The sequence below is a fragment of the Verrucomicrobiales bacterium genome, assembly GCA_016793885.1.
In the GTDB taxonomy this organism is placed as follows: domain Bacteria; phylum Verrucomicrobiota; class Verrucomicrobiia; order Limisphaerales; family UBA11320; genus UBA11320.
This window is the reverse complement of sequence record JAEUHE010000055.1, coordinates 14410-37397: the sequence shown is the minus strand read 5'-3', so window position 1 is coordinate 37397 and position 22988 is coordinate 14410. Positions and strand designations below refer to the sequence as shown.

The following is a 22988-nucleotide window of genomic DNA, read 5'->3' as shown; positions in this document are numbered from 1 at the left end:
GATTTCCATGGAGATGAGTGATCCTGCCTGGGATGCCTTCCTGGAGGGTGAGTGGATGGGGCATCATGAGCAAACCTCGCTTTGGGCCCAGGCCAAAAGCCGGGTAGCGCCGTGGAGGCCGGCGCGGCTTTTGTTCGAGCGTGATGGGACCATCGTGGCGGGTGCTCAAGTTCTTCTGAGGTCGGCCGGCCGGTTGGGAAGGATTGGCTATCTGCCCAAAGGTCCAGTCGGACCCCTTGAGGATCCCGCCTGGCAGCGGCGCCTCGCTAGTTCCCTGGCCAATCTGGGAAGGGAATTGGGCTTAAGTTATCTGGTGCTCGACCTCCCGGCCGAGGCGAACCGGCTGACCGATGAGCTGGACCGTGTCGGGTTTCGTCGACATCCGGACAGCCTGCCTCCCGCGAACCTTATGGGAGCCACGACGGTTCTGGACCTGGCCTTGGATCGCGAAACGCTCTTCGCGCGTCTCCGTGCAACCCTGAGGAACTACGTGCGATCGGGAGTCCGGTCCGGGCTGCGGTTTCGCGAAGGGGGTCGCGCTGATCTGGATCTGTTTTTCTCGATGCTGAGCGCTCTCTGCCAGCGAAGAGGCGTTTCACCCAACCCGCCTCAGCCCAGGTTCTACCAAGAACTCTGGGATGCATTCAGCCCGCGCGGCAGCGCACGTCTTTTTTTTGTGGAACACGAAGGGGAGCCTATAGCGGGTTTGTTTGGGCTGATGATGGGTAGGGCTTTTCGCGCCTGGCGAGTCGGGTGGTCCGGTCGGCACGGCAAGCTGCATCCCAATGAGGTTCTTTGGTGGCGGACGATCGAGTGGGCGCAGGACCACGGCTGCTGCACGTTCGACTTCTTGGGGGTGGAGCGGGCGAGTGCTGAAGCGTTTCTGGCCGGTCGTCCTCTGCCAAAATCGAACACCTCCGGCATGTCGCTCTTCAAACTTGGTTTTGGGGGGCAAGCTATTGTCCTTCCCGAGGCGCGGTCCATGGCCTATCACCCCGTTCTCCGCACCTTTTTGGCGGTGGGTGGAGGCACCTTCCTGGACTCCCCGCTGGGCCAAAGGATGTTTCGTCCGCTTCTGGCCAAGGTGCAGGGCTAGCAGCAAACACCGCCGTCGCGATGGCACGGCTGTTGTGAGGTGCGGAAACTGGGGGATCGCGTCGGCGGTGTTTGCTGCTAGATATTTTTCCTGCGGAAAAGAGCCGATGTGCTGCCTACACTCCGAAAAGACTACACCGAATGGTGGGGGCGGTCTGAAAAGCAAGCGGAGCGGGATGAATTGAGGCAAAACAAACCGGTTCTAAGCGGTCAGACCGAACGACATTCTAAGTCCGACGGCCTGCTAGTGGCGTCGAAGAGCCAGTCGATGATCGACGCGTTTCGTCTGAGTGTATTCCAGCGGCGGCAGATCGATGAGCGTCGGAGACTCGGTCTCCGCGAGGATCTCCTTCGCCAGCGTCTGCAGGCTGCTCCAACGATCCCACTCGATCGCCGGAGAGTGCGTAATCTGCCGCAGCAGGCTTCGCCACTCGATGATCATCCGATCAATATCCCCCATGCCTAGGAAGGGCCGCACCCATTTCGATTTCGAGGCAGGATCCCGATGCACCGAGGCCACGATCGTCTCGGCTCCAGAGCCATACTTCAAAGGAAGTCCGTTCTCCAGGTAGCCTGGGATGCTTTGAAACCCGAACACCTGGTGGCAGCACAGAGCGAGGCGGCCGGCCCACCGATTTTCCTCCCCGCAGAAGCGGAATCCAGCATCGAGGTCGGCCAGATCATACACCATCTCACTGATGGGATAGGTTTCATCCTCCAGCCCGGCTGCTACGGCCAGCCCGTCTCCGTGGGCGAAGCAGCTGACAATCTCCCCCCGACGAGTGGGGCGACCGTTGGCGCTTACTAATCCCAGCCGACGCCACATTGCGGCGACGCCGGGTGCGGCGGAAATCGTCTGGCAGGTGGGGGCCAGGGAGCATTTGCCGCAATCGGTGGGGGTCACGTCCCGGATAGGCGGCTGCCAGAGTGCCTGGCCATGGCGGTCGATCAGCGCTTTGAGCGGCTGTTCCTCGAGGCTGACGAACGCAGTGATGTTGAACTCGTGACGTTCGGTGCGCACGATCGGTAGCTTTTTGGCGGCGAGGTTTCGCTTCAGGATGGGCAGGACCTCGGTCTCCCATAGGGCGAGGGTGGTCTCTCGTCGGCCCCAAGCGGTGATCCGCCTCGTCCATTTGGTCAGCACGACCTTCTGGTCGTGAGTGACATCAGCGACCGTCAGGCTTCGTCCCCAGATCTTCCTTCCTTCCCGCTCTTCAATCACGGTCAGTCCGCCGAACCCGATCTTCTCCAGGGCCTCGGGCACGCTCAGCACTGTCACCCACGCGGGTGGAACGCTGCTGCCGTTTGCCGGCTCCACGGCCTCGGCTGGCTGAGGGCTGATCACCTCACCCGCCGGGCGATCTACCAGCGGCTTCCAAGCTTCCCATTCTCCCTGCGGATTGAGGAATTCCCGCACCCGTCGCCGCACGTGGCGAGCTCTCTCGGTGTCGGTGCTCAATCCGCACGGGGGATTTGGATTCTTCAGCGATTCTTCCACCCCGAGCCAGATGGGCTTGGTGGTGAACAGCCGCTCCTGAGCGCGAACCGCCTCGGCGAACGGTTCCTTCCCTTGTAGGGCGGCTTCCCGCATGAGGCCGAGCAGGGCGCTCCAATCCACCTGCGCGGTTCGGCTGAGATGTCCCGGGTGAGCTTCGTGCATGCGAATCTCATTGGCGGTGACGATGACGTATCCGACCTCGTCGATGCCTCGTCGACCCGCGCGCCCGAACATTTGGATGAGTTCGTCGGGCCGCAGCGGCTGTTCGACCTGATCTCGGCGGTACGATTCTCCGGCGAGGGCGACGCTGCGGAGTGAGAAGTTAATGCCGGCGGCCAGGCCCATGGTCGCCACCACGACTCGGAGCTGCCCTGCCTTGGCCAGCGGTTCGATGACCCCTGCTCGAGCTCCGTAACTGAGGCCGCTATGATGGTAGGCGACCCGGTTTTTCAACAGCTTGTAGAGATGATCGCCGACCAGCTGCTTCTGCTCCACGGTGAGCGAGAGAGGATTCGGGGTGGGTAGGAAGCGGGAGAGTTCGGCGGCCAGTTCCTCGGCGGCCTGGCGGCGCGGAGCGAAAACCAGAAGCGGACCCAATCCCTCGGCCAGCACGCGGGCGATCAGCCGAGGCCAGTACCCTTTGATTTCGGTGGGCACGTGGTGGTTCAAGCTGTTGGCGTGAACCTCCTCCAGCGGCACCGCCCTCTCCTCATGTCGGATCAGAACGGCGCTGCGGCCCAAACGGGTCAACCATTTGACCAGATCGTGTGGGTTGGCCACGCTGCCGCTCAGCAGCAGCAATTGCGTGTGGGCGGGAGCAAGGGCGATCGCGAGTTCATAGTTCAACCCTCGATCAGGATCGCCGAGCATCTGATATTCGTCCACGACCAGCAGCTGGGGGCCCTCCCCGCGGATCAGCCGCCTTTTCTGGGTTTCGAGAGTCGCGACGATGATGGGAGCATCGAGGTTCTCGGCCAGGTCCCCGGTGGCGATGCCTACGTTCCAGCCTCGACCCCTCCACTCCGCCAGCTTGTCATTGGCAAGCGCTCGAGTCGGGACCGTGTAGATGGCCTGTCCTTTGGGGCGGCCCTGATGGCTCCAGAGTTCGAATACCAGCGTCTTGCCGGAGCCGGTGGGCGCGTGCACCACCACATCCTTGCCATCACGCAGCGCCGCGACAGCTTGCTGTTGCCAGAGGTCGGGCACCGAGACCTGGTTGAGGCCTGAGTGGTCCGCAAAAATTCCAGAGAACGAGTCCACGGCAGGTGAGGCGTTTGGCCCCCATTCCGTTCGAACACGTGTGGGCCATGTTTCCTCTGCCTTGGGGGAAGGCGGAGAGTGGCTGCCCCCGTCCCGACTTTACGCTATTTCCCCAACGTGTTCTCGAAGGCGTCGGAGGAGGTGGTTTCAAGAACCGCCTTATACTTGGGATCCTTGATCTGCAGGTTGGCCTCGGATTTCAGTTTGGCGAAGAACTCGGGAAGTCGTTTCTCCATCTCCCGATGCGCGAGATGCTTTCGGATGTCCTCCTGCACCTTTTCGAACTCGGTTTGGCGGGCGGGCGTTCGCTCCGTCACCTTCAGCACGTGCAGCGCGTTCGGCGTGACGATGATGTCGCTTACCGCGTTGATCGGCAGGGTGAAAACGGCACTTTCGATTTCCGGAAGTTTGCCCAGTCGGGGAATGACGAATTCGCCTTTGCGCTCGGCTGCGTTCGGGTCGTCCGAATACTCCTTGAGCAGGGTGAGAAAGTCTTCCCCGGCCTTGGCTCTGGTCTGCGCGCGCTGCAGTCGCTCGCGTTTCACACGGACCTGCTCGGCCGTGAGCTCGGTTCCCGTCCGGGGATCCTTGGTGTAGCCGATAATGTGATTTCCCTTGGCGATCTCGGGTTGCTGGAATCGGGTCGTGTTTTCACTGTAGAATTTTTTGACGTCGGCTTCGGTGACGCTGATGGAGGTTTTCAGCTCCCGATCCAGGATGGTTTCCACCAACGACTGCTCCTTCACCCGTTCCGTGAATTTTTTCCCAGTGAGTCCTAGGGCGCGGAGATGCCGCTCAAAGGCTTCGTCGCTCTCGCCGGCTGACTTTCGAGCGTCCGCCAAGAACCGGGTGGCCATGGCGGCCGCGTTGGTCCGGTCGCTTTCCGTGGCGCGGCTGGTGAGGACCTGGGTCAGGATGATGCGTTCCAGCAGCCCGATCTCCTTGCGTGTCCGTTGATCGTCCTGGATGTCGTCGCCCCGGGCCGCCAGATTGGCGCGATAGGAGATGAACGCCTCGTCCAGCTGACTGCGCTTGACCTCGACATTTTTACCGGTGGCGATCACTGGGTCACCAAAGAGGGAGGTGAGCGTATCCGCTGCGGGCGCGGGGATCGCTATGGCAAGCAGAGCGCCCATCAGCAGGGGCAGACCGAGCGGTTTAAGAAGTTGGGTTGGCGGATTCATAGTTGGGTGACCGGCGGTGTTTCATCACCATCAGAGCCTCACGACTCGAACATTGCTGATGTCCTTATCGTTGTGAATCTCTGTCAAAAGCGATTGCGGAGGGACGCTGTCCAGTTGGAACACGGAGAGTGCCTGGCCGCCGGCAGCATCCCGGCTAAGGCTCATGCTGGCGATGTTCACTCCGTGCTTGGCCAGCAAGGTTCCCAGATATCCTACGATCCCGGGACGGTCCTTGTTGTTGAGCAGGAGGAAAATTCCATCGAGGTTCAGCTCGACTGGTTGGCTGAGCACTCGGACAATGCGCGGGTTGTTCGGGGAGCCGAAGAAGGTGCCCCCGGCGGAGACTTTCTGGTCGCCTGAGAACACCGCCACGTGCAGCCATTCATTGAACGTGACCGGCTCGTCAGACTTCCTCTCCTCGATGGTCAATCCTCGGGCTGAAGCGATGGTTCTCACGTTGACGTAATTCAGGTCCTTGCCAGCGCTCGGCTCGAGAAACCCGCGCACGATGGCTCGGGTTACAGGGTCGGTCGTGGGCAATTCCTGCGCTTTACCGCCGTAAGTGATATAGATTCGGTCGTTTTGTTTGGGGGCCAGTTGGGCTAGCAGTCGTCCCAGCTTCTCCCCCAAGGTCAGGTACGGCTTCACTTGGGCGTAAGTTTTGGCGTCCAAGTTCGGAAGGTTGACCGCATTTCGCACCGCTCCGTTCAAAAGGTAGTCGGTGATCGCCTCGGCGACCTCGATGCCTACATTTTCCTGCGCCTCGTCGGTGCTGGCCCCGAGGTGCGGGGTCATGATGACCTGCGGGAGGGCGCGGAGGGGATGATCCTTGGCGAGCGGTTCGGACTCATAGACATCGAGAGCGGCGCCCGCTACTTGACCGGACTTGATGGCGTCCACCAGGTCGTTCTCGATGATGATGCCCCCTCGTGCGCAGTTGAGCAGTCGCACCCCCTTCTTCATCTTGGCCATGGTGGTGGCGTTGATCATGCCCTTGGTCTCCTCGGTCATGGGCATATGAACCGTGATGAAGTCGGCTCGAGCATACAGCTCTTCCAACGAAAGGGTCTCAACTCCCATCGCTTTTGCCCGAGCGGCCGACAGGTAGGGATCATAGGCCAGAACCGTCATGCCGAATGCCTGGGCGCGCCGGGCAACCTCGGTGCCAATCCGGCCCATGCCCAGGACTCCCAGGGTCTTGCTATAGAGCTCGGTTCCGGAGAACGCTTTGCGATTCCACTCCCCGGCCTTCATCGACCCATGGGCCTGCGGAATGTGTCTGGCCAGAGCCATCAGCATGGAAAAGGTCAGTTCAGCCGTAGAGATCGTGTTGCCGCTCGGGGTGTTCATGACCACGATACCCCTCTGGGTCGCGGCTTCAACATCCACGTTGTCAACCCCAACCCCCGCTCTACCAACCACTTTGAGCTTGGGAGCGGCTTCGATCACTCGGCGTGTGATCTTCGTCTCGGAGCGAACTACCAAAGCTTCGACTTCCGCCACCAGGGGCAGTAGTTCCGCCTCCGGGAGGCGCTTTTCGAGCACCGTCACTTTAAACTGCGACTGCTGCTTAAAGAGGGCGATGCCTTTGGGCGAAATCGGATCACAAATCATCACGTTCATAAACAAGGCAGCCTAGCATAGGGAAGGGGGGGGCCGGGGTCAAATACCCACTCGGGGAATTTCGATGCTCAAAACGCTGCTGCGAGAATCCCCTGCAGATCCTCCAGGGAGGGCGAACGCGGATTCAGCAGCATCAAGCGCTTGATGCCAAAGGCCTTCTCCGCGAACCCGGGCAGCTGATCCCGCGTGGCTCCAATCTGTCTCAGATTTTCTGGAATCCCCAACTCCCGTTTAAGTTCTTCGATCCTTTGGATCCCGGCTTCACCCGCCTCCTGCTCACTGAGTCCGGCGGTCTTTACCCCCATCCACTCAGCGATCTGGGCAAATTCCCGAAGTCTCGCGTTAAGGTTATAGCGCATCACAAAAGGGAGAAGTAGACCGTTCCCAGCTCCATGGGACACGTGGAGCACAGCTCCCAGTGGGTATTCGAGGGCATGGACCACAGCGACGGCACAGTTTGAGAAAGCCAAGCCGGCCAACGTGGCAGCGAGGGCCATGCCGTGCCGCGCTTCTTCGTTTTGGGGCTGTCGCACAGCGGTGACCAAGTGCGCTGCAATGAGGCGTATGGCTTTTTCGGCGAAGAGGTCGCCCATGGGAGTCTTTCCTTCGTAGGGTGTTGGTTGCCCTGCGGGCACGTTGAGATGCCGATAGTCGACGGCGGTGAACGCTTCGATCGCGTGAGTCAAGGCATCCATCCCGCTGTCGGCGGTAGGTTTCGCGGGACAGCCGTAGGTGAGCGTTGGATCTACGAGCGCGAGTTGGGGGCGAAGGTAGGAACTCAGGGTGCTCACCTTGATTTGTTCTCGTTCGTCGGTGAGAACGGCTGCATGGGACACTTCACTGCCGGTGCCAGCCGTGGTGGGAATGCAGGCCAACGGCAGGATGGGACCGGGAACCCGGTCAAAGCCAAAGTAGTCGGATGGTGTGCCGCCATGCTTGAGCAGCGTGGCCAGGATCTTCGCGAGGTCCATGTTACTCCCGCCTCCCAAGCCCACGATGCCATCCGGCTTGAAGCTCAGCGCCGTTTCATATGCCCGGAGGGCCAGGGCTACGGAAGGCTCGGGCTGGCCGTCCGCGAAAACCTCAACCTGTGCACCGGTGGTTGCCAGGACTTGGGTGAGGCGGTCGACCAAGCCGATCCGGAGCAGGTTTTGGTCAGTGATCACGAACAATCGCTGCAGCCTTTGGCGTTGAATCCAAGGCCCCAATTGGCTCAGGGAGTTGGGCCCGAAGGTCAGCTGTCCTGCTCCCAGAAAATTCCATGACGAACGCATAGCGGCCATTTAGACAGGTGCCTTCGATTCTGAAAACAACTTCTCCTCACCAGAAAATGCTGACTTCGGTCGCGGAGCTTGGCAGCGTTGCCCCCATGACGACGGCTGAGGCGCTGGCCCTTTTAGACCAGTATAAGCAGGGTCAAGTGGACCGCGGAACCGTGCTGCGTGCGTTTCAAACGGCTCCGCTGGACGATCTCGGCTTCGCCCAGGTGGATCTTCACCGGTCGTTGCGCAAGAATTTCCCCGAGGTGATTTATGGCGCCGGGAAGACTGCCCCTCAGGTGGTGGCCATCGCTGAGCGGCTTTTGAAAAGCGAAAAGCGGGTGCTGATCACGCGGGTCGAGGCGGTCCAGATCAAGGCGCTACGACGTCGTTTTCGTCGAGCCGTTGTTCACGACGCCGCTCGCTGCGTTTCCTTGCAGAGCCAACCGTTGCCGAAATTGCCGGGAACTATCGCGGTTCTGTGTGCCGGGACGAGCGATCTGCCGGTGGCCGAAGAGGCGGCGGTGACGGCTGAGTTTATGGGAAATCGGGTCGATCGGATTTACGATGTGGGCGTGGCTGGACTTCATCGGCTGCTGCGCCGGTTGGAGGAGGTCCAGAAGGCTCAAGTCATCATTGCCGTCGCGGGAATGGAGGGCGCCTTGCCGAGCGTGGTTTCCGGTTTGGTGAGCAAGCCGGTCATCGCGGTTCCGACCGACGTGGGGTATGGCAGCAGCTTCGGGGGGGTGACGGCGCTCCTGGCGATGTTGAACAGTTGCAGCAGTGGTATCACGGTCGTCAACATTAACAACGGGTTTGGCGCCGGCTATGCCGCCGCCCAGATCAATGCCTTGGCTGCGGGACAACTTTCATGAAAACATTGTATTTGGATATTTTTAGCGGTCTCAGCGGCGACATGTTCATTGGCGCGCTGTTGGACCTGGGCGTGGATCGGTTGCAACTGGAATCGGAGCTTCGGAAACTCGGACTGGGTGGATATCACCTGCACGTCTCGCGGCAAGAACGCGGCCAAATCGCCGGCACCAAGTTTGACGTCCATCTGGAGGAGGCAGGAACTCATTCTCACGAGGCCGAGCATCATCACGACGAGGCTCACGACCCTGGCCAATGCCAAACTACCGGTCATTCCCATTCCCACTCCCATTCCCACGGGCATGAGCACGGGCATGAGCACGGGCATGAGCACGGGCACGGGCATGAGCATGGGCCTGAACATGGGCATGAACACGGGCATGAACACGGGCATGAACACGGGCATGGCCGCAACTACGCTCAGATCCGAGATCTCATCCGAAAGAGTGAGCTGTCGGCGTGGGTGAAGGAGAAGGTGCAGGCGGTGTTTCATCGGATTGCGGTGTCGGAGGGGAAAATCCACGGGATGCCTCCGGCCAAGGTGCATTTTCATGAAGTGGGCGCGGTGGATTCCATCGTGGACATTGTGGGTGCGTGCGTAGGTCTGGACCTGCTGGGGCGGCCCCGTGTGTTGGCGGGGCCGGTCGTTGAAGGGGTAGGGTTTGTTCAGTGTGCCCATGGCCGATTCCCTCTTCCGGCGCCGGCCACTTTAGAAATTCTGAGCGCCCGCGGGATCTGCATCCAGCAAACAGACGAGCCGGCGGAATTACTGACCCCGACCGGCGCGGCCCTTTTGGCCGAGTTTGCGGAGAGTTTTGGTCCCTTGGCCGGGCTTAAGGTGGATCGCATCGGGTATGGATTAGGGGGGCGGGAAAACAAGACTCGGCCCAATGTGGTGAGGGTGCTGTTCGGTGAGTCGGCAGAGGTGGCAGTTCATGACTGGGAACGCGATGAAGTGGTCTTGCTCGAGACCAATCTCGACGATGTCAGTTCGGAGATTTTGGGTTCTTTTCTCGAGAAAGCCCTCGCTTCCGGCGCTTTGGATGTGTTCTACACTCCGATTCAGATGAAGAAGAGCCGTCCGGGGGTGATCTTGTCGGTGTTGTGCGCGCCGGCGGAGGCGGACCGGTTTTGCGAGTTGATCCTTCGCGATACCACTGCATTTGGGGTGCGTCGCAGCCTTTGGGAGCGACGAAAGTTGCGGCGTGAGCTGCGCGTTGCTAAAACTTCTCTGGGCGACATTCAGGTGAAGCTAGGCTGGCTGGACGGCAAGATCGTTCACGCTGCCCCTGAATATGAGTCTTGCAAGCAGGCGGCGGAGCTTCATGGAGTCGCGTTGCGAGAGGCTTATGATCTGGCTAGGCGATCCTTTGTATAAGAGCTCAACGTTATCGGTGATGAATGAAACGCTGGCGGGGCGCAGCCAATAAGATTTCTCCGCTTCACAACGGATAGCTCGGCACCCATAACTCATAACCTCCCCAAAATGGCCTTGGATCAAAATTCCCTAAACCGGTTGCGAATTGACCGCAAGGCCATGCCGCCGGAGCGGCGCTGGGGATGGTGGTGGGTGGTTTTGGTCATCCTAGTGGTCTTGGTGGGATCGGCAGGCCTTTGGCTGGTGGGTCGCGGTGCCGGGGCTCGAGTTCCGGAAGTGACGGTGGCCACCGTTCGGGAGGTGTCCGGATCCGCGGGCGTCCCCACCCTGCTCAACGCCTCGGGCTATGTGACCGCCCGCCGGCAGGCCACCGTGTCGGCCAAGGTCACCGGGAAGGTGATCGAGGTGTTGGTCGAGGAAGGGACCAAGGTGGAGGCCGATCAGGTCGTGGCCCGCTTGGATTCATCGAACGTGGTCGCCAACCAGAGGTTGGCCGAAGCTCAGCTGGAAGCGGCTCGTAGCCTCGTCAAGGAGACGCAGGCCCAGTTGGCGGAGGCCGAGACGAACCTGGTTCGATACCGGCGACTGCTGCAGGAACGGATCGGCACTCAAGAAGCCTTCGACAAGGCCGAGGTGGCCGCCACCAGCCTGCGGGCCCGTTTGGAGAAGCAAACCTTGGATATCCTGGTGGCGGAGCGCTCCTTGGGGTTGTGGTTGCAGCAATTGGAGGATCTGGTGATTCGCGCTCCGTTCGCTGGGGTGGTGACAGTGAAGAACGCCCAGCCCGGCGAGGTGGTTTCGCCGATGTCTTCCGGCGGATTCACGCGGACGGGCATCTGCACCCTGGTGGACATGGATTCCCTGGAGATCGAAGTCGACGTGAACGAGAGCTACATTAATCGGGTCAGCGCCGGGCAATCGGTGGAGGCCACTCTGGATGCCTACACCGACCTGAAGCTTCCCTGCAAGGTCATCGCGATCATTCCCACCGCGGACCGGCAAAAGGCGACCGTGAAGGTCCGCGTTGGGTTCGATCGGCTCGACCCGCGCATCCTTCCCCAGATGGGGGTGAAAGTCGCCTTTCGTGGCCCGGAGGACAGCTCGGCCGCCACACCGACGGCATCGAAATTGATCATTCCCAAAGGCGCGGTTCGCGAGGTCGGTGGACGGCAGGTGGTTTGGATCGTGAAGGACGCCTTGCTCGAGCGTCGCGCGATCACGGCCGAGGCTTTTTCAGGGAGCGAGCTTCGAGTAGTGGCGGGGCTTTCCGTCGGTGAGAGGCTGGTGGTGGATCCGCCGGGCGACTTAGTGGATGGTGCCAAGATAAGGGAGAAGAAGTCATGAGTGCAACCGAAGGGCTGGTCGAGGTCTCCGGAGTGGAGAAGAGCTTCCAGCGGGGGAGCGAAGTTACCCATGTGCTGGAGAAGTTGGATCTGTCGATCGCGCGAGGTGAGTTTCTGGCCCTCATGGGGCCTTCAGGATCGGGAAAGAGCACCCTCCTCAACCTCATCGGAGGACTGGATCGCCCCACTTCGGGTTCGGTGGTCGTGGACGGCCAGCCGATCGATCAGTTGAGCGATCGCCAGTTGGCGGGTTGGCGGGCGCGTCACGTGGGCTTTGTTTTTCAGTTTTACAACTTGATGCCGACGCTCAGCGCTGAGCGGAATGTTGAATTGCCCCTCCTGCTGACATCGTTGTCGCGACGCGAGCGTCGGGAGCATGTCTCCGCCGCTCTGGAAATCGTGGGGCTGTCTCAGCGCAGCGGCCACTATCCGAAGCAGCTTTCGGGCGGTGAGCAGCAGCGGGTGGGAATTGCACGGGCGATCGTGACGGACCCTACCTTGCTGCTCTGTGATGAGCCGACGGGGGATCTGGATCGGAAATCGGGAGACGAGATTCTGAATCTGCTGCAGGCCTTGAATCAGCAGTATGGCAAGACGGTGTTGATGGTCACGCATGACCCTCACGCTTCGGCCCGGGCTGGTCGGGTGGTTTATCTCGACAAGGGGCGTCTGTTCGCCACGCAACCCGAATGAAATTCCTGCCGTTCATCTGGCGCAATCTCTGGCGCCGCAAGGTGCGGACCCTGCTGACCCTGGCTTCGATCGCGGTCGCGTTTCTTTTATACGGTTATCTGGCAGCGATCCGTGCGGGAATGGAGGCGGGGGTGACGGTGGCAGGGCAGGATCGGCTGGTGGTGCGTCACAAGACATCGATCATTCAGACCCTGCCGGTGAGCTATCTGGATCGGATCGTCCGGATTCCGGGTGTCAAGCAGGCCGTTTCCTGCACCTGGTTCGGGGGTATCTATCAGGAGCCTAAGAATTTCTTCCCGCAGATCCCGGTGGATCCGGTGCCTTACCTGCAGATGTATCCCGAGTTTCGTCTGCCGGAAGAGCAACTGAAAGCCTGGTTGGAGAAGCGTTCCGGCGCGATCATCGGTCGGAAAACGGCCAAGAAGTATGGGTTTAAGGTCGGGGACCGGATTCCCATTCAAGGCACGATTTGGCGTCGGGCTGGAAACACGCCGGTATGGGAGTTTGATCTGGTGGGCATTTACGAGGCGGCGGATGCCGCGACCGATGAGACCCAACTGTTCTTTCGCTACGACTATTTCGAGGAGGCGCGCCAGGATGGGAAGGGGCAGGTTGGCTGGTATGTCGTTCGAGTGAACGACCCCGAGGTTTCAGAACGGGTGGCGCGTCAGATCGATGAGGAGTTCATGAACTCGCCTTGGGAAACCAAGGCTGAAAGTGAGAAGGCTTTCGTGCAATCCTTCGCCAAGCAGGTAGGGGACATAGGCCTCATTACCAAGGCCATCATGAGCGCCGTTTTCTTTACCATCCTGCTGATCTCTGGAAACACAATGGCTCAAGCGGTGCGGGAGCGAACCGGCGAAATCGGCGTTTTGAAAGCCATCGGCTGCACCAACGAGCTGACGATGGTGCTGGTTCTCGCTGAATCCCTGTTCACCGCCTTGGTTGGGGGAGGCTTGGGATTGGGAACGGCAGCCCTCCTCATCGCCGCGTGGGATCCTACCCAGGGAGCGCTGCCGGTTTTCTACTTCCCCACTTCCGATTTGCTGTGGGGAGTCGCCCTCGCTGTGCTGCTAGGACTGGCGACGGGATTCTTCCCGAGCCTGCGGGCGCTGCGCATCGGCGTGTCGGAGGCTTTGAGGCGTCTCTGAGTCGTCTGCTTATTAAATACTTAATGATCAATTGGTTGTATCAGTTGATAGCGGTTGCTGGATTCAGCTTAAGGACCATTCCTGAGCGAAAGGGGGCATCATTGGCCGCCGTGTTTGGCATCGCGGGAGTGGTGGCGGTGTTGGTGGGGGTGCTCTCGATTGCCCAAGGTTTTCGACGTGCGATGGTGGCCTCGGGTTCTCCTGAAACCGTCTTGGTTTTAAGACGGGGCGCTGATGCGGAAATGATGAGCGGGTTGCAGCAAGAAGAAGTTCGCCTGATTGGCAATGCTCCCGGTTTGCTGCGGGGAGTCGCTGGTCCGGCGGCCAGCGCCGAGCTGTTTGTGGTCATTAACCTGCCCAAACGGACGACGGGAACGGATGCGAATGTCCCCTTGCGCGGCGTGGAGCTGTCGGCCTTTGTCGTCCGGCCGGAGGTTCAGTTGATCGCGGGCCGTCGGTTTGAGCCGGGGCGCAACGAGCTTCTGGTGGGCAGAGCGGCGGCGCGTGAATTTGCGGGGCTGGACTTGAATGCCACGTTGCGGATCGGAAGCGCTGACTGGACGGTGGTCGGGATCTTTGCCGATGGCGGGGGGATCGCTGAGTCTGAAATTTGGACAGATTCCCGGATGCTGCAGTCGGCTTACCGTCGGGGCGAGACCTATCAGTCGGTGTATGCTCGGCTGGAGAGCGAGGACGCGTTCATGACCTTCAAGGACGCGCTGACAGCCGATCCGAGGCTTCAGGTCGACGTCATTCGGCAGGTCGACTATTATGCCAAGCAGTCTGAGGTGCTCTACAAGCTGGTTACGGGGTTTGGCACTCTCATCTCCGTGCTCATGGGGTTCGGTGCCCTATTTGGAGCGCTGAATACCATGTATAACGCGGTCGCGGTGAGGTCTCGGGAGATTGCGACCTTGAGGGCACTGGGTTTTCAGACCGTGCCGGTGGTTGTTTCCGTGCTGGCGGAATCGCTGGCCTTGGCGTTGGTGGGTGGAATTCTGGGTGGCCTCGGTGCCTATTTGGCTTTCAATGGATTTGAGGCGGCGACCCTGAACTATCAGAGTTTTAGCCAGGTCGCGTTTTCCTTTGCTGTTACCCCCATTCTACTCATCGAAGGCATTCTTTATTCGGCGGTCATCGGGCTTCTAGGGGGGCTTTTCCCCGCCATTCGGGCCGCGCGACAACCTATTGCAATGGCTTTGCGTGAACTCTGAGCCGCAATTTTGGGTTCCTTTCATGCCGATTGCCACCTAGGAGGGTCAAAATTAGGAAGGCACAAAATAATAACCGCCCCCAAGGTTTGACATTGGTGGGATGAATTGTAGATATTTCTGCGCGTTTTCCCTCTGATTGGCCGGAGGAAATCTGCAAACGAATCGTGGCTGCTAAAGATGATTATTTGTTGAACGACCTGATCGATCTTGGTTTTTTGACCAAGAATCAGGTGGATTCTGCTCACGCCGAAGCGGATTCTTCAGGAGAGGGCGTCGTCGATACGCTGCTCAAGAAGAAGCTGATTCGGGTCCAGGACGTCACAACGGCCAAGGCGGCCCATTTCGGGGTCGAAATGGTTTCGTTGGCGGAGGTGAAGCTTACCGACGAAGTGTTGGGGGCGGTTCCCCGACATATCGCCAAGCGCTATAAGGTCGTGCCTGTTTATGTGCACGACAACAGCGTGGTCGTGGCGATCAGCGATCCTTCGGATCTGAGCACTCTGGACAGTCTGCATCACGTCCTGAACAAGGACATTGAGATGCGGGTAGCTTCGGACGACGAGATTGAGGCGGCGCTTAACAAGTATTATGGTGGCAGCGGCGACAGCGTTGCCTCGATGATTCAGAATATCACCGAGGGCGAGGTTGAGGTGGGGACCCTGTCGGGGCCCGTGGGATCGGATGATGGCGGGGCTGTGGATGCGGATGCTCCGATCATCAAATTGGTGAACTCGATTATCGTAGAGGCTTTCCGCGGTCGGGCTTCGGATATTCACTTGGAGCCGTTGGCGAAGACCTTTCGAGTGCGATACCGGATCGACGGCATGCTCCATGAGATGAAGGGGCCGCCTAAGCGCCTGCAGCCTTCCATTACGAGCCGGCTGAAGATCCAGAGCAACATGTCCATTGCGGAGAAGCGGATTCCGCAAGACGGCCGTATTCAGTGCAATGTCGGGGGCAAGACCATCGACCTGCGTGTTTCCTGCATTCCGACGGTCCATGGCGAGAGCATCGTCATGCGTATTCTGGACAAGGAAGGTTTGAAGCTAGGTCTTCCCGAGCTGGGATTTTTCACGGACGACCAGCAGACCTTCGAGAAGCTCATCGCGCTTCCGGACGGCATCCTGTTGGTGACCGGGCCGACGGGGTCCGGCAAGACCACCACGCTTTACTCGTGTCTGAACTTCATCAATCGGCCGGATCGGAAGATCATCACGGTCGAGGATCCCGTCGAGTATGTGTTGGCGGGTATCAATCAAGTGCAGGTGAGCGAAACCGTGGGGTTGAGTTTTTCCACGGCGCTGCGCGCGATGCTGCGCCAAGCTCCCAACGTGATCATGCTGGGGGAAATTCGTGACTTGGAAACCGCATCGATCGCGATCAACGCGAGTCTGACGGGTCATTTGGTATTCTCCACGCTCCATACCAATGACGCCCCGGGGGCTGTGACTCGTCTCATTGACATCGGAGTGAAGCCCTTCTTGGTGGCCTCCTCCACTCGAGCGATGATGGCGCAGCGCCTGGTTCGGAAGATCTGCAAGAAGTGCGGCGAGCCTTCGGTTCCCACCGAGAAGGAGTTGCAAGCCCTGGAGATCGATCTGAGCAAGCTGGAGAAGACCAATTTCCGCAAAGGCAAGGGATGTGCGGAGTGCAACGGCACCGGCAACCGCGGACGAATGGGCATCTTCGAAGTGTATGTCCTGAATGATGAGTCACGCCACTTGATCAACCAAAAGGCTCCGGCTGCGGAGTTGCGACGCCAGGCTTTGGAGATGGGCATGCGATCCCTGCGCGAGGACGGAGCGCGCAAAGTCGTGGCGGGAGTCACCACCCCTGATGAAGTGATCCGGGCCACCACTGCGGACGCGCATTAAGCCCTGATTCAACACCCGATTAGCCCAGATGAGTGAGATGAGATGATTCAACCAAGGCTAGTAACGCTCTTTAAGCCAAAATTTGAGACCTGATAGACCGCCGATTTAGATTATGTCCTACTCGATGTCCGATCTGTTGCAGCTCATGGTGTCCGAAGGGGCTGCCGACTTGCATATTCGTGTCAACACAGCGCCGGTGATCCGCCTGCATGGCGTGCTTCATCGTGTGGACGGTCCTCCGCTGCGACCGGAGGACACCGAGGAGCTGATGCGCAGCATTACCTCGGAAGATCACATTCAGAGCGTGCGTGAACGCGGAGGTGCGGACTTCGGGTTCGCCTTCGGCGAGATGGCCCGGTTCCGTGTCAGCGTTTTCAAAGAGAAGGGCAATTTCGGAATGGTGCTGCGCCAGATTCCCAGCAAGCTGCTGACTCTGGAACAGATCGGTATTCCAGTGTCGGTAAAGGACTTGTTGTATAAACCTCGCGGTTTGGTGCTGGTGACGGGGCCGACCGGATCCGGAAAGACCACCACTTTGGCCTCGATGATCAACATCATCAACGAGGAGCGTGATGATGCTCACATCATCACGATTGAGGATCCCATCGAGTATTACCACAAGCACAAGAAGGCGGTGGTGACTCAGCGCGAGATTCATGTGGACGTTCCGAATTTCGCGGAGGGGCTGCGGCGCGCGCTGCGTCAGGATCCTGACATCATTCTGGTCGGTGAAATGCGGGATTTGGAAACGATTGACGCGGCCATCACGGCGGCTGAGACGGGTCACTTGGTGTTCGGCACCCTGCACACCACCGGGGCGGCCAAGACCATTGATCGTATCGTCAACGCCTTCCCGACCAATCAGCAGGAGCAGATCCGAATCCAGCTCAGCACCGTGCTTCAGGCGGTCATCTCGCAGTTGCTGTTGCCACGGGCGGACAAGCCGGGACGCGTGGCGGCGTTCGAGATCATGATCAACACCCCGTCGGTCAGCGCGCTCATCCGCGATAACAAGACCTTCCGAATCAACTCCGACATTCAAACCGGCGCCAAGTACGGGATGGTGACCCTGGACGGGTTCTTGATGGAGAAATACTCCGCAGGGATGATCTCCCGCGAGGAAGTCATCACTAAGTCCCAGGATCCGACCACGGTCATGCAGAAGCTCCAGGAGCATGATCTGGCCACGGCAGTTAAGGGCGGTAAGAAATAATTGGGTGACATATGGCCGACGCTCATTCTGATCCACTTATCCTGCTCGTCAAAGAGCGGGGCCTGATCGATGACCTTCAACTGGAGGAGGTGGTGCAGGAGCATGATCGCACCGCCAAGTCCTTTGGGGAGATCCTTAAAAATTTCGGCCTGGTGGATCAGGACACTCAGCTCCAAATCATCTCGGAGTACATTGGCACCGAGGTGGTCGATCTGCGGTCGGTTACCTTCACCCCCGAGCTCCTGGCCACTGTTCCCTCCAACACAGCGCGCATGTATCAATGCGTGCCGGTGGCGCAGTACGGCAACACCTTGCAAGTCGCGCTTGGCGACCCGTTGAATCCGTCGGCTCTCGACGAGCTGGGCTTCATCGTCCGGAAAGAGCTGAGCCAGGTGGTGGCTGATCCGGCCCAAATCGCCCGTGTCATCGAGCAGCACTACGGCACGGAGATGGAGAATGTCGGTGATATTCTTAAGGAGCTTGAGAAGAACACCGACATCAGCAAAGAGGTTGCGGAGGTTGCCGAGGGCAATGATGCGGAGCTGGGGGATCTTGCCAATGAGGTTCCAATCGTGCGGTTTGTGAATTTGGTTCTGTTCCAGGCGATTCAGGACCGGGCCAGCGATATTCACTTCGAGCCCTTCGAGGACGAGTTTAAGATTCGGTATCGGGTGGACGGCGCGCTTTACGAGATGGCACCCCCGCCGAAGCATTTGGCGCTACCCGTCGTATCCCGCCTGAAGATCATGGCGAACTTGAACATCGCCGAGCGGCGTTTGCCACAAGATGGTCGTATCACCGTTCCCATCGGAAACAAGTTGATCGATCTTCGTATCTCTTGTCTGCCTACGGCCTTCGGTGAATCGATCGTGCTGCGGGTACTGGACCGATCGTCGGTGAATCTGGAGCTGGAGAGCCTGGGCTTGCCTAAGCATGTCGCGGAGTTTGTCAGTGAGGCAATTCAGCAGCCGAACGGCATTTTCGTCGTCACGGGTCCCACTGGGTCGGGTAAGACCACCACCCTCTATTCCTGCCTGCGCAAGATTAACACCATCGATACCAAGCTGTTGACGGCGGAGGATCCGGTAGAATTTGATATCGAGGGTATCATGCAGGTGCAGGTGAATGAGGCCGCCGGCATGACCTTCGGTAAGGCCTTGCGGGCGTTCCTTCGTCAAGACCCGGACGTGATCATGTTGGGAGAAATGCGCGATCTCGAGACTTCTCAGATCGCGATTCAAGCATCCCTGACTGGTCACTTGGTTCTAAGCACCCTGCACACCAACGACGCCCCTGGAGCCGTGACTCGCTTGCTCGACATGGGGGTGGAGCCATTCTTGATTTCATCATCCCTGATGGCTGTTCTGGCTCAACGGCTTGTGCGGACAATTTGCAAGAAGTGCCGAGCTCCTTTTGAACCGACTGAAAGCCAGTTACGCCTGCTAAACCTCTCCCCCCACGACATTGGTGAGAAGGTGTTCTACTACGGGCGTGGTTGTGGTGTCTGCAATGACACTGGTTACAAGGGTCGGAAAGGTATCTTTGAACTCCTCGTGATTAATGACGCCATCCGCGCTCTAATCAATGAACGAGCCCCCACGATTGTTGTGCGCCAGAAAGCTGTGGAGCTTGGCATGGTCACACTGCGGGATGACGGCTTGCGTAGTATCTTCGATGGTGATACGACCATCGAGGAAGTAGTGAAATACACCTAACCCAGGTAGACCTATGCCCAAGTTCAATTACGTCGCGATGGATTCCCGCGGGAAAGAAACCAAGGGAACCTTGGAAGTAGCCAACCAGAATGAGGCTATTGGTCGACTGAAGGAGATGGGCTTTTTCCCCACGAAAGTGGTGGAGGCCACCGAGAAGGGTAAGGAGGGAGATGCCAAGGGTGCCAAGGGTGCCAAGGGTGGAAAGCCGGCGGGTAAAGGCGCTGGCGGCATCAATATCAAGATTCCGGGCTTCGGCGGTAAGGTAAAGACCAAGGTTCTAACCACCTTTACTCGGCAGCTCGCGACTTTGGTGGACGCGGGTCTCCCCTTGTTGCGTGGGTTGCGTGTGTTAGAGAAGCAGGAAAAGAACCCGCTCTTGAAGAGTATTATCGGGGATCTGGGACGATCAATCGAAGGGGGTAGCACCTTCTCCGAGGGCTTGGCTCAGCATCCGAAGGTTTTCAATCGGCTCTTCGTCAACATGGTGAAGGCCGGTGAGCTCGGTGGTGTGCTGGAGGTCGTTCTGGCGCGGCTTTCCGAGTTCATGGAAAAGGCCGAAAAGATCAAGGGTAAGGTCGTTGCGGCCATGTTCTATCCCGTGGCCGTTATGGCGGTGGCCGTCATCATTTTGGCGGTCCTGATGATTTGGGTTGTTCCCAAGTTCCGCGACATTTTCAAGGACATGCTCCCCGGCGAAGCTCTGCCAGGTTTCACCCGGTTCGTCCTGGCGATCAGCGAAGCGGTCAAGGATCACTTCCTTATCGTGATTGGTGTTGGGGTCGTGCTTGGCTTCGGACTGATGTCCTTCGGAAAGACCCGCTTGGGCCGCAAGATGTTCGATCGGTTCAAGCTGAACATGCCCGCCTTGGGTCCAGTGGTCACCAAAGTAGCCATTGCCCGGTTTACCCGAACCTTGGGCACGCTGATCAGCAGCGGTGTTCCGATTCTTCAGTCCCTGAATATCGTTAAGGAAACCTCCGGAAACGTGGTGATCGGAGACGCCGTGGCGGCGGTTCACGAAAGCGTGAAGGAGGGCGAAACCATCACCGCGCCTCTGGAAGCCGCCAATGTCTTTCCTCCCATGGTGATCAGTATGGTCGACGTCGGTGAGCAAACCGGTGCTCTCCCCGAAATGTTGATGAAGATTGCCGACAACTACGACGAAGAGGTCGACAACGCAGTTGCCGCGATGACTTCCCTCTTGGAGCCAATCATGATCGTCTTCTTGGCGATTGTCGTCGGCAGTATCGTCATCGCGCTGTTCTTGCCCCTGATCAAACTCATGGAAGGCATCGGCGACGCTCCCAGCAGCGGCGGCGGCGAGAAATAGCCACCGTCGAGGCGGATCCACTTTCGGCCATCGGGTGGTCCCGATGGCCGACTTTTTTACCCTAAATGAAGGTTCATGATTGACGATAAATGAGACAGCGTGTAAATACATTGTAGTTACATTGCATTGTCTATGGAAATACAGGAACTGAGATTACGATGGAGTTCGATTGGAACAATCCTCCGTTTCCGCTGAACAGTCAGTTGAATGTCAAAGACATCGAAGAAACCTTTGAAGACCCGTTTGCCATTCGCCTGTTGCCGGACAGTCCTCGCTTCGCCGTTCAGGCTCGTTTCTTCAATTTGGGAATGTCTCTCAGTGGGGTGGGTATCTTTAGTGTCTACCGCACGAATGGGAAGATGGTTAGAGTCATTTTGGCGCGGTCCTTCGATCCGGAGGAGCGCATGTTTTACCAGCGCAAGCTGACGCAGACCCTGAATGGACAGTAAGTCGCACCAGATGAACGCGATCTCGACTTGGGAAGAGGTTCCTATTTTTGAGAGTGAGTCGGCGGAAGCGGCGTTTTGGAATGAAACTCGTTTGGGGCTGAGGCTGATGGAATCGGCGACGGTTCCGAACAGCGAGATGAGCGAGTCGGTGAGCATTACGTTACGCATGGATCCGCGAATGCTTTCTCGAATTAAGCGATTGGCTCGCTCGCGCTATCTGAATTATCAAAGCATGATCAAACAATGGATCAGCGAGCGCCTGGAAGGGGAGCTCCGTGACCGATAATATTATGATGTCCTCATTCAGAATGCAGCGTGCGGCTCGTGCCACTTCGGCCTTCACCTTGATTGAGCTGTTGGTGGTGATCGCGATCATCGGGATCCTGGCTGGAATGATCATGACCTCCTTCGGCGGGGCGAGTAAGAAGAAGACGCGGAGCCGGCTGGAAACGCAGATGAACGAAATCCAGACGGCGATCGAGGAGTATCACTCGAAGAAGGGGAGCTATCCTCCTTCCACGGCCAAGAATTTAGATCGGCCCCCGCTCTATTTCGAATTGGTGGGCAGCTTCTACGACAAGTCGGCGAAGGAGTATCAGACGTTGGACGGTCAGACGCGAATCCCCATCGATAAGGTCAAGAGTCTCTATCAGACCGACGGTTTTCAAAACTCGGGTCTGAAGGCCGAGGAGGCGGAGAACTTCTACAAGAACCTCAAGACCTCAGGTTTCTTCGTCGATGCCGATGGTCGAACCCTGCTGGGCGCTCCGATTAAGTCGACCGATGGGATGAATCTTCGGTGGCGTTACAACTCCCTCAATCCGACCAACAACCCGGGGAGATACGACCTGTGGGTGGAGTGGACTGAGAAGGACGGGGAGAAGCCTGAGATCATTGGTAACTGGATAAAGTAATAGTAATGACTATGAAACAGAACTTTGAACCCAACCGCTGCCGGCAAGCGCTCGAGATCCATTGGGTCGACGGATCCTGGGAGCCCAGCCTGATTCATCGCCATTCGGTGAACCATTCGCGTCGCGAACCGATCGCTCGCCGCCGGGCCGGGTGTCGGGTCTGGTCGCTGTCCGGGGCCGATCCTGGGCGGGCCGCCCTCTGTTCCCCGCGGTCCCTGGGCGGTTCACACTCCTCCAACGGGAGCCGACAGGCGTTCACGCTGGTGGAGATGCTGGTGGTGATTGCCATCATCGCGATCCTCGCCGGGATGATCTTGCCGGCGGTGACGAATATGAAGGGGAAGGCCAAGATCCAGATGGCTCACAAGGAGATTGCGGACTTGGTGGCGGCGGTGCACGCGTACGAGGCCGCTTATAGTCGGTTTCCAACCGCGCAGAAAGCTGGGACGGACGACATCACCTTCGGTCTCACCAATCCCGATTCGAACGCCGAGGTGATCTCCATCCTGCGCGCCACGGACATCGCCACCAAGAATTACAACGTGGACAACGTCCGTAACCCGCAGAAACAAAACTTCCTCACCGGGCCTCGTCCCGCCATCGATGCCAACAGTCCGGGTATCGATAAGAACGGCATTTATCGTGATCCCTGGGGAACGCCGTACGTTCTCAGCTTCGACCTGAACTACAGTGGTAAAGTGGTCGACGAGGCCTACGGCAAGGGAGGCTTGGAGAGGGGCGATACCCAGGGGATCACCGGCCTGACCAAGGAAACCGAGAAGAAGTTCAAAGAGGAGGGGAAGTATGTTCTCGTCGGGGATGTGATGGTGTGGTCCATGGGGCCGAATCGCGGCTATACGTCGGGAGTGGCCGCGACCGAAGAGGACAACGGCGACAATATTCTCAGCTGGAAGAGGTAATT

At 58.8% G+C, this 22988-nt stretch carries 19 protein-coding genes; 15 read left to right on the top strand and 4 right to left on the bottom strand.

Annotation, left to right across the window (positions count from 1 at the left end; all coding sequences use genetic code 11):
- The first annotated feature begins 13 nt into the window (after window positions 1-13).
- Window positions 14-1096 (top strand): GNAT family N-acetyltransferase, encoded by a 1083-nt coding sequence (locus JNN07_07250; protein ID MBL9167523.1) that lies wholly within the window; start codon window positions 14-16, stop codon window positions 1094-1096.
- 243 nt (window positions 1097-1339) lie between these two features.
- Here JNN07_07250 and JNN07_07245 read toward each other — a convergent pair whose 3' ends face one another.
- The 4 genes from JNN07_07245 to JNN07_07230 form a co-directional block, all read right to left on the bottom strand.
- Window positions 1340-3853, bottom strand: a complete 2514-nt coding sequence (locus tag JNN07_07245) for a DEAD/DEAH box helicase (GenBank protein ID MBL9167522.1) — start codon at window positions 3851-3853, stop codon at window positions 1340-1342.
- A gap of 104 nt (window positions 3854-3957) precedes the next feature.
- The gene (locus JNN07_07240) at window positions 3958-5037 is read right to left on the bottom strand and encodes a peptidyl-prolyl cis-trans isomerase (protein MBL9167521.1); all 1080 of its coding nucleotides are present in this window, start codon (window positions 5035-5037) and stop codon (window positions 3958-3960) included.
- Between the two features lie 30 nt (window positions 5038-5067).
- Window positions 5068-6651 carry a phosphoglycerate dehydrogenase gene (locus JNN07_07235; GenBank protein ID MBL9167520.1) on the bottom strand — a complete coding sequence of 528 codons (1584 nt, stop codon included), beginning with the start codon at window positions 6649-6651 and terminating at the stop codon, window positions 5068-5070.
- A gap of 77 nt (window positions 6652-6728) precedes the next feature.
- The gene (locus JNN07_07230) at window positions 6729-7934 is read right to left on the bottom strand and encodes an iron-containing alcohol dehydrogenase (protein MBL9167519.1); all 1206 of its coding nucleotides are present in this window, start codon (window positions 7932-7934) and stop codon (window positions 6729-6731) included.
- Between the two features lie 95 nt (window positions 7935-8029).
- Between JNN07_07230 and larB the strand changes: the two genes are divergently transcribed.
- The 14 genes from larB to JNN07_07160 all read left to right on the top strand — a co-directional run bounded on the left by larB (window position 8030) and on the right by JNN07_07160 (window position 22986).
- Window positions 8030-8794: a nickel pincer cofactor biosynthesis protein LarB gene (gene larB / locus JNN07_07225; GenBank protein ID MBL9167518.1), complete on the top strand. Its 765-nt coding sequence runs from the start codon at window positions 8030-8032 to the stop codon at window positions 8792-8794.
- Entirely contained in the window at window positions 8791-10170 is a 1380-nt protein-coding gene (gene larC, locus JNN07_07220; GenBank protein ID MBL9167517.1) for a nickel pincer cofactor biosynthesis protein LarC, read from the top strand. The genes larB and larC overlap by 4 nt, the downstream gene beginning before the upstream one ends.
- Window positions 10171-10278: 108 nt before the next feature.
- A complete protein-coding gene (locus JNN07_07215; protein MBL9167516.1) occupies window positions 10279-11514 on the top strand; it encodes an efflux RND transporter periplasmic adaptor subunit in 1236 nt (411 codons plus the stop codon).
- Entirely contained in the window at window positions 11511-12206 is a 696-nt protein-coding gene (locus tag JNN07_07210; GenBank protein MBL9167515.1) for an ABC transporter ATP-binding protein, read from the top strand. Before JNN07_07215 ends, JNN07_07210 begins: the two co-directional genes overlap by 4 nt.
- On the top strand, window positions 12203-13357 hold the full coding sequence (locus tag JNN07_07205) for an FtsX-like permease family protein (protein ID MBL9167514.1): 1155 nt from the start codon (window positions 12203-12205) through the stop codon (window positions 13355-13357). The genes JNN07_07210 and JNN07_07205 overlap by 4 nt, the downstream gene beginning before the upstream one ends.
- A gap of 23 nt (window positions 13358-13380) precedes the next feature.
- Entirely contained in the window at window positions 13381-14571 is a 1191-nt protein-coding gene (locus JNN07_07200; GenBank protein MBL9167513.1) for an ABC transporter permease, read from the top strand.
- Between the two features lie 164 nt (window positions 14572-14735).
- Window positions 14736-16445 (top strand): Flp pilus assembly complex ATPase component TadA, encoded by a 1710-nt coding sequence (tadA, locus tag JNN07_07195; protein MBL9167512.1) that lies wholly within the window; start codon window positions 14736-14738, stop codon window positions 16443-16445.
- Window positions 16446-16557: 112 nt separating this feature from the next.
- Entirely contained in the window at window positions 16558-17658 is a 1101-nt protein-coding gene (locus JNN07_07190) for a type IV pilus twitching motility protein PilT (protein MBL9167511.1), read from the top strand.
- Window positions 17659-17669: 11 nt separating this feature from the next.
- Window positions 17670-19373, top strand: coding sequence for a Flp pilus assembly complex ATPase component TadA (tadA, locus tag JNN07_07185; protein MBL9167510.1), 1704 nt, complete (start codon window positions 17670-17672; stop codon window positions 19371-19373).
- A 13-nt stretch (window positions 19374-19386) separates the two neighbouring features.
- Window positions 19387-20703: a type II secretion system F family protein gene (locus JNN07_07180; protein MBL9167509.1), complete on the top strand. Its 1317-nt coding sequence runs from the start codon at window positions 19387-19389 to the stop codon at window positions 20701-20703.
- Window positions 20704-20861: 158 nt separating this feature from the next.
- On the top strand, window positions 20862-21152 hold the full coding sequence (locus JNN07_07175) for a hypothetical protein (GenBank protein MBL9167508.1): 291 nt from the start codon (window positions 20862-20864) through the stop codon (window positions 21150-21152).
- 10 nt (window positions 21153-21162) lie between these two features.
- Complete coding sequence (locus JNN07_07170; protein ID MBL9167507.1) at window positions 21163-21438, top strand: hypothetical protein; 276 nt, start codon at window positions 21163-21165, stop codon at window positions 21436-21438.
- Between the two features lie 22 nt (window positions 21439-21460).
- Window positions 21461-22066: a type II secretion system protein gene (locus JNN07_07165; GenBank protein ID MBL9167506.1), complete on the top strand. Its 606-nt coding sequence runs from the start codon at window positions 21461-21463 to the stop codon at window positions 22064-22066.
- Window positions 22067-22077: 11 nt separating this feature from the next.
- A complete protein-coding gene (locus JNN07_07160; protein MBL9167505.1) occupies window positions 22078-22986 on the top strand; it encodes a prepilin-type N-terminal cleavage/methylation domain-containing protein in 909 nt (302 codons plus the stop codon).
- Window positions 22987-22988: the final 2 nt, after the last annotated feature.

Coding starts and splice junctions, on each gene's coding strand:
- JNN07_07250 (MBL9167523.1), top strand. CDS start 14: ATGAGTGATCCTGCCTGGGATGCCTTCCTGGAGGGTGAGTGGATGGGG.
- JNN07_07240 (MBL9167521.1), bottom strand. CDS start 5,037: ATGAATCCGCCAACCCAACTTCTTAAACCGCTCGGTCTGCCCCTGCTG.
- JNN07_07235 (MBL9167520.1), bottom strand. CDS start 6,651: ATGATTTGTGATCCGATTTCGCCCAAAGGCATCGCCCTCTTTAAGCAG.
- JNN07_07230 (MBL9167519.1), bottom strand. CDS start 7,934: ATGCGTTCGTCATGGAATTTTCTGGGAGCAGGACAGCTGACCTTCGGG.
- larB (MBL9167518.1), top strand. CDS start 8,030: ATGACGACGGCTGAGGCGCTGGCCCTTTTAGACCAGTATAAGCAGGGT.
- larC (MBL9167517.1), top strand. CDS start 8,791: ATGAAAACATTGTATTTGGATATTTTTAGCGGTCTCAGCGGCGACATG.
- JNN07_07215 (MBL9167516.1), top strand. CDS start 10,279: ATGGCCTTGGATCAAAATTCCCTAAACCGGTTGCGAATTGACCGCAAG.
- JNN07_07210 (MBL9167515.1), top strand. CDS start 11,511: ATGAGTGCAACCGAAGGGCTGGTCGAGGTCTCCGGAGTGGAGAAGAGC.
- JNN07_07205 (MBL9167514.1), top strand. CDS start 12,203: ATGAAATTCCTGCCGTTCATCTGGCGCAATCTCTGGCGCCGCAAGGTG.
- JNN07_07200 (MBL9167513.1), top strand. CDS start 13,381: ATGATCAATTGGTTGTATCAGTTGATAGCGGTTGCTGGATTCAGCTTA.
- JNN07_07190 (MBL9167511.1), top strand. CDS start 16,558: ATGTCCTACTCGATGTCCGATCTGTTGCAGCTCATGGTGTCCGAAGGG.
- tadA (MBL9167510.1), top strand. CDS start 17,670: ATGGCCGACGCTCATTCTGATCCACTTATCCTGCTCGTCAAAGAGCGG.
- JNN07_07180 (MBL9167509.1), top strand. CDS start 19,387: ATGCCCAAGTTCAATTACGTCGCGATGGATTCCCGCGGGAAAGAAACC.
- JNN07_07175 (MBL9167508.1), top strand. CDS start 20,862: ATGGAGTTCGATTGGAACAATCCTCCGTTTCCGCTGAACAGTCAGTTG.
- JNN07_07170 (MBL9167507.1), top strand. CDS start 21,163: ATGAACGCGATCTCGACTTGGGAAGAGGTTCCTATTTTTGAGAGTGAG.
- JNN07_07165 (MBL9167506.1), top strand. CDS start 21,461: ATGCAGCGTGCGGCTCGTGCCACTTCGGCCTTCACCTTGATTGAGCTG.
- JNN07_07160 (MBL9167505.1), top strand. CDS start 22,078: ATGAAACAGAACTTTGAACCCAACCGCTGCCGGCAAGCGCTCGAGATC.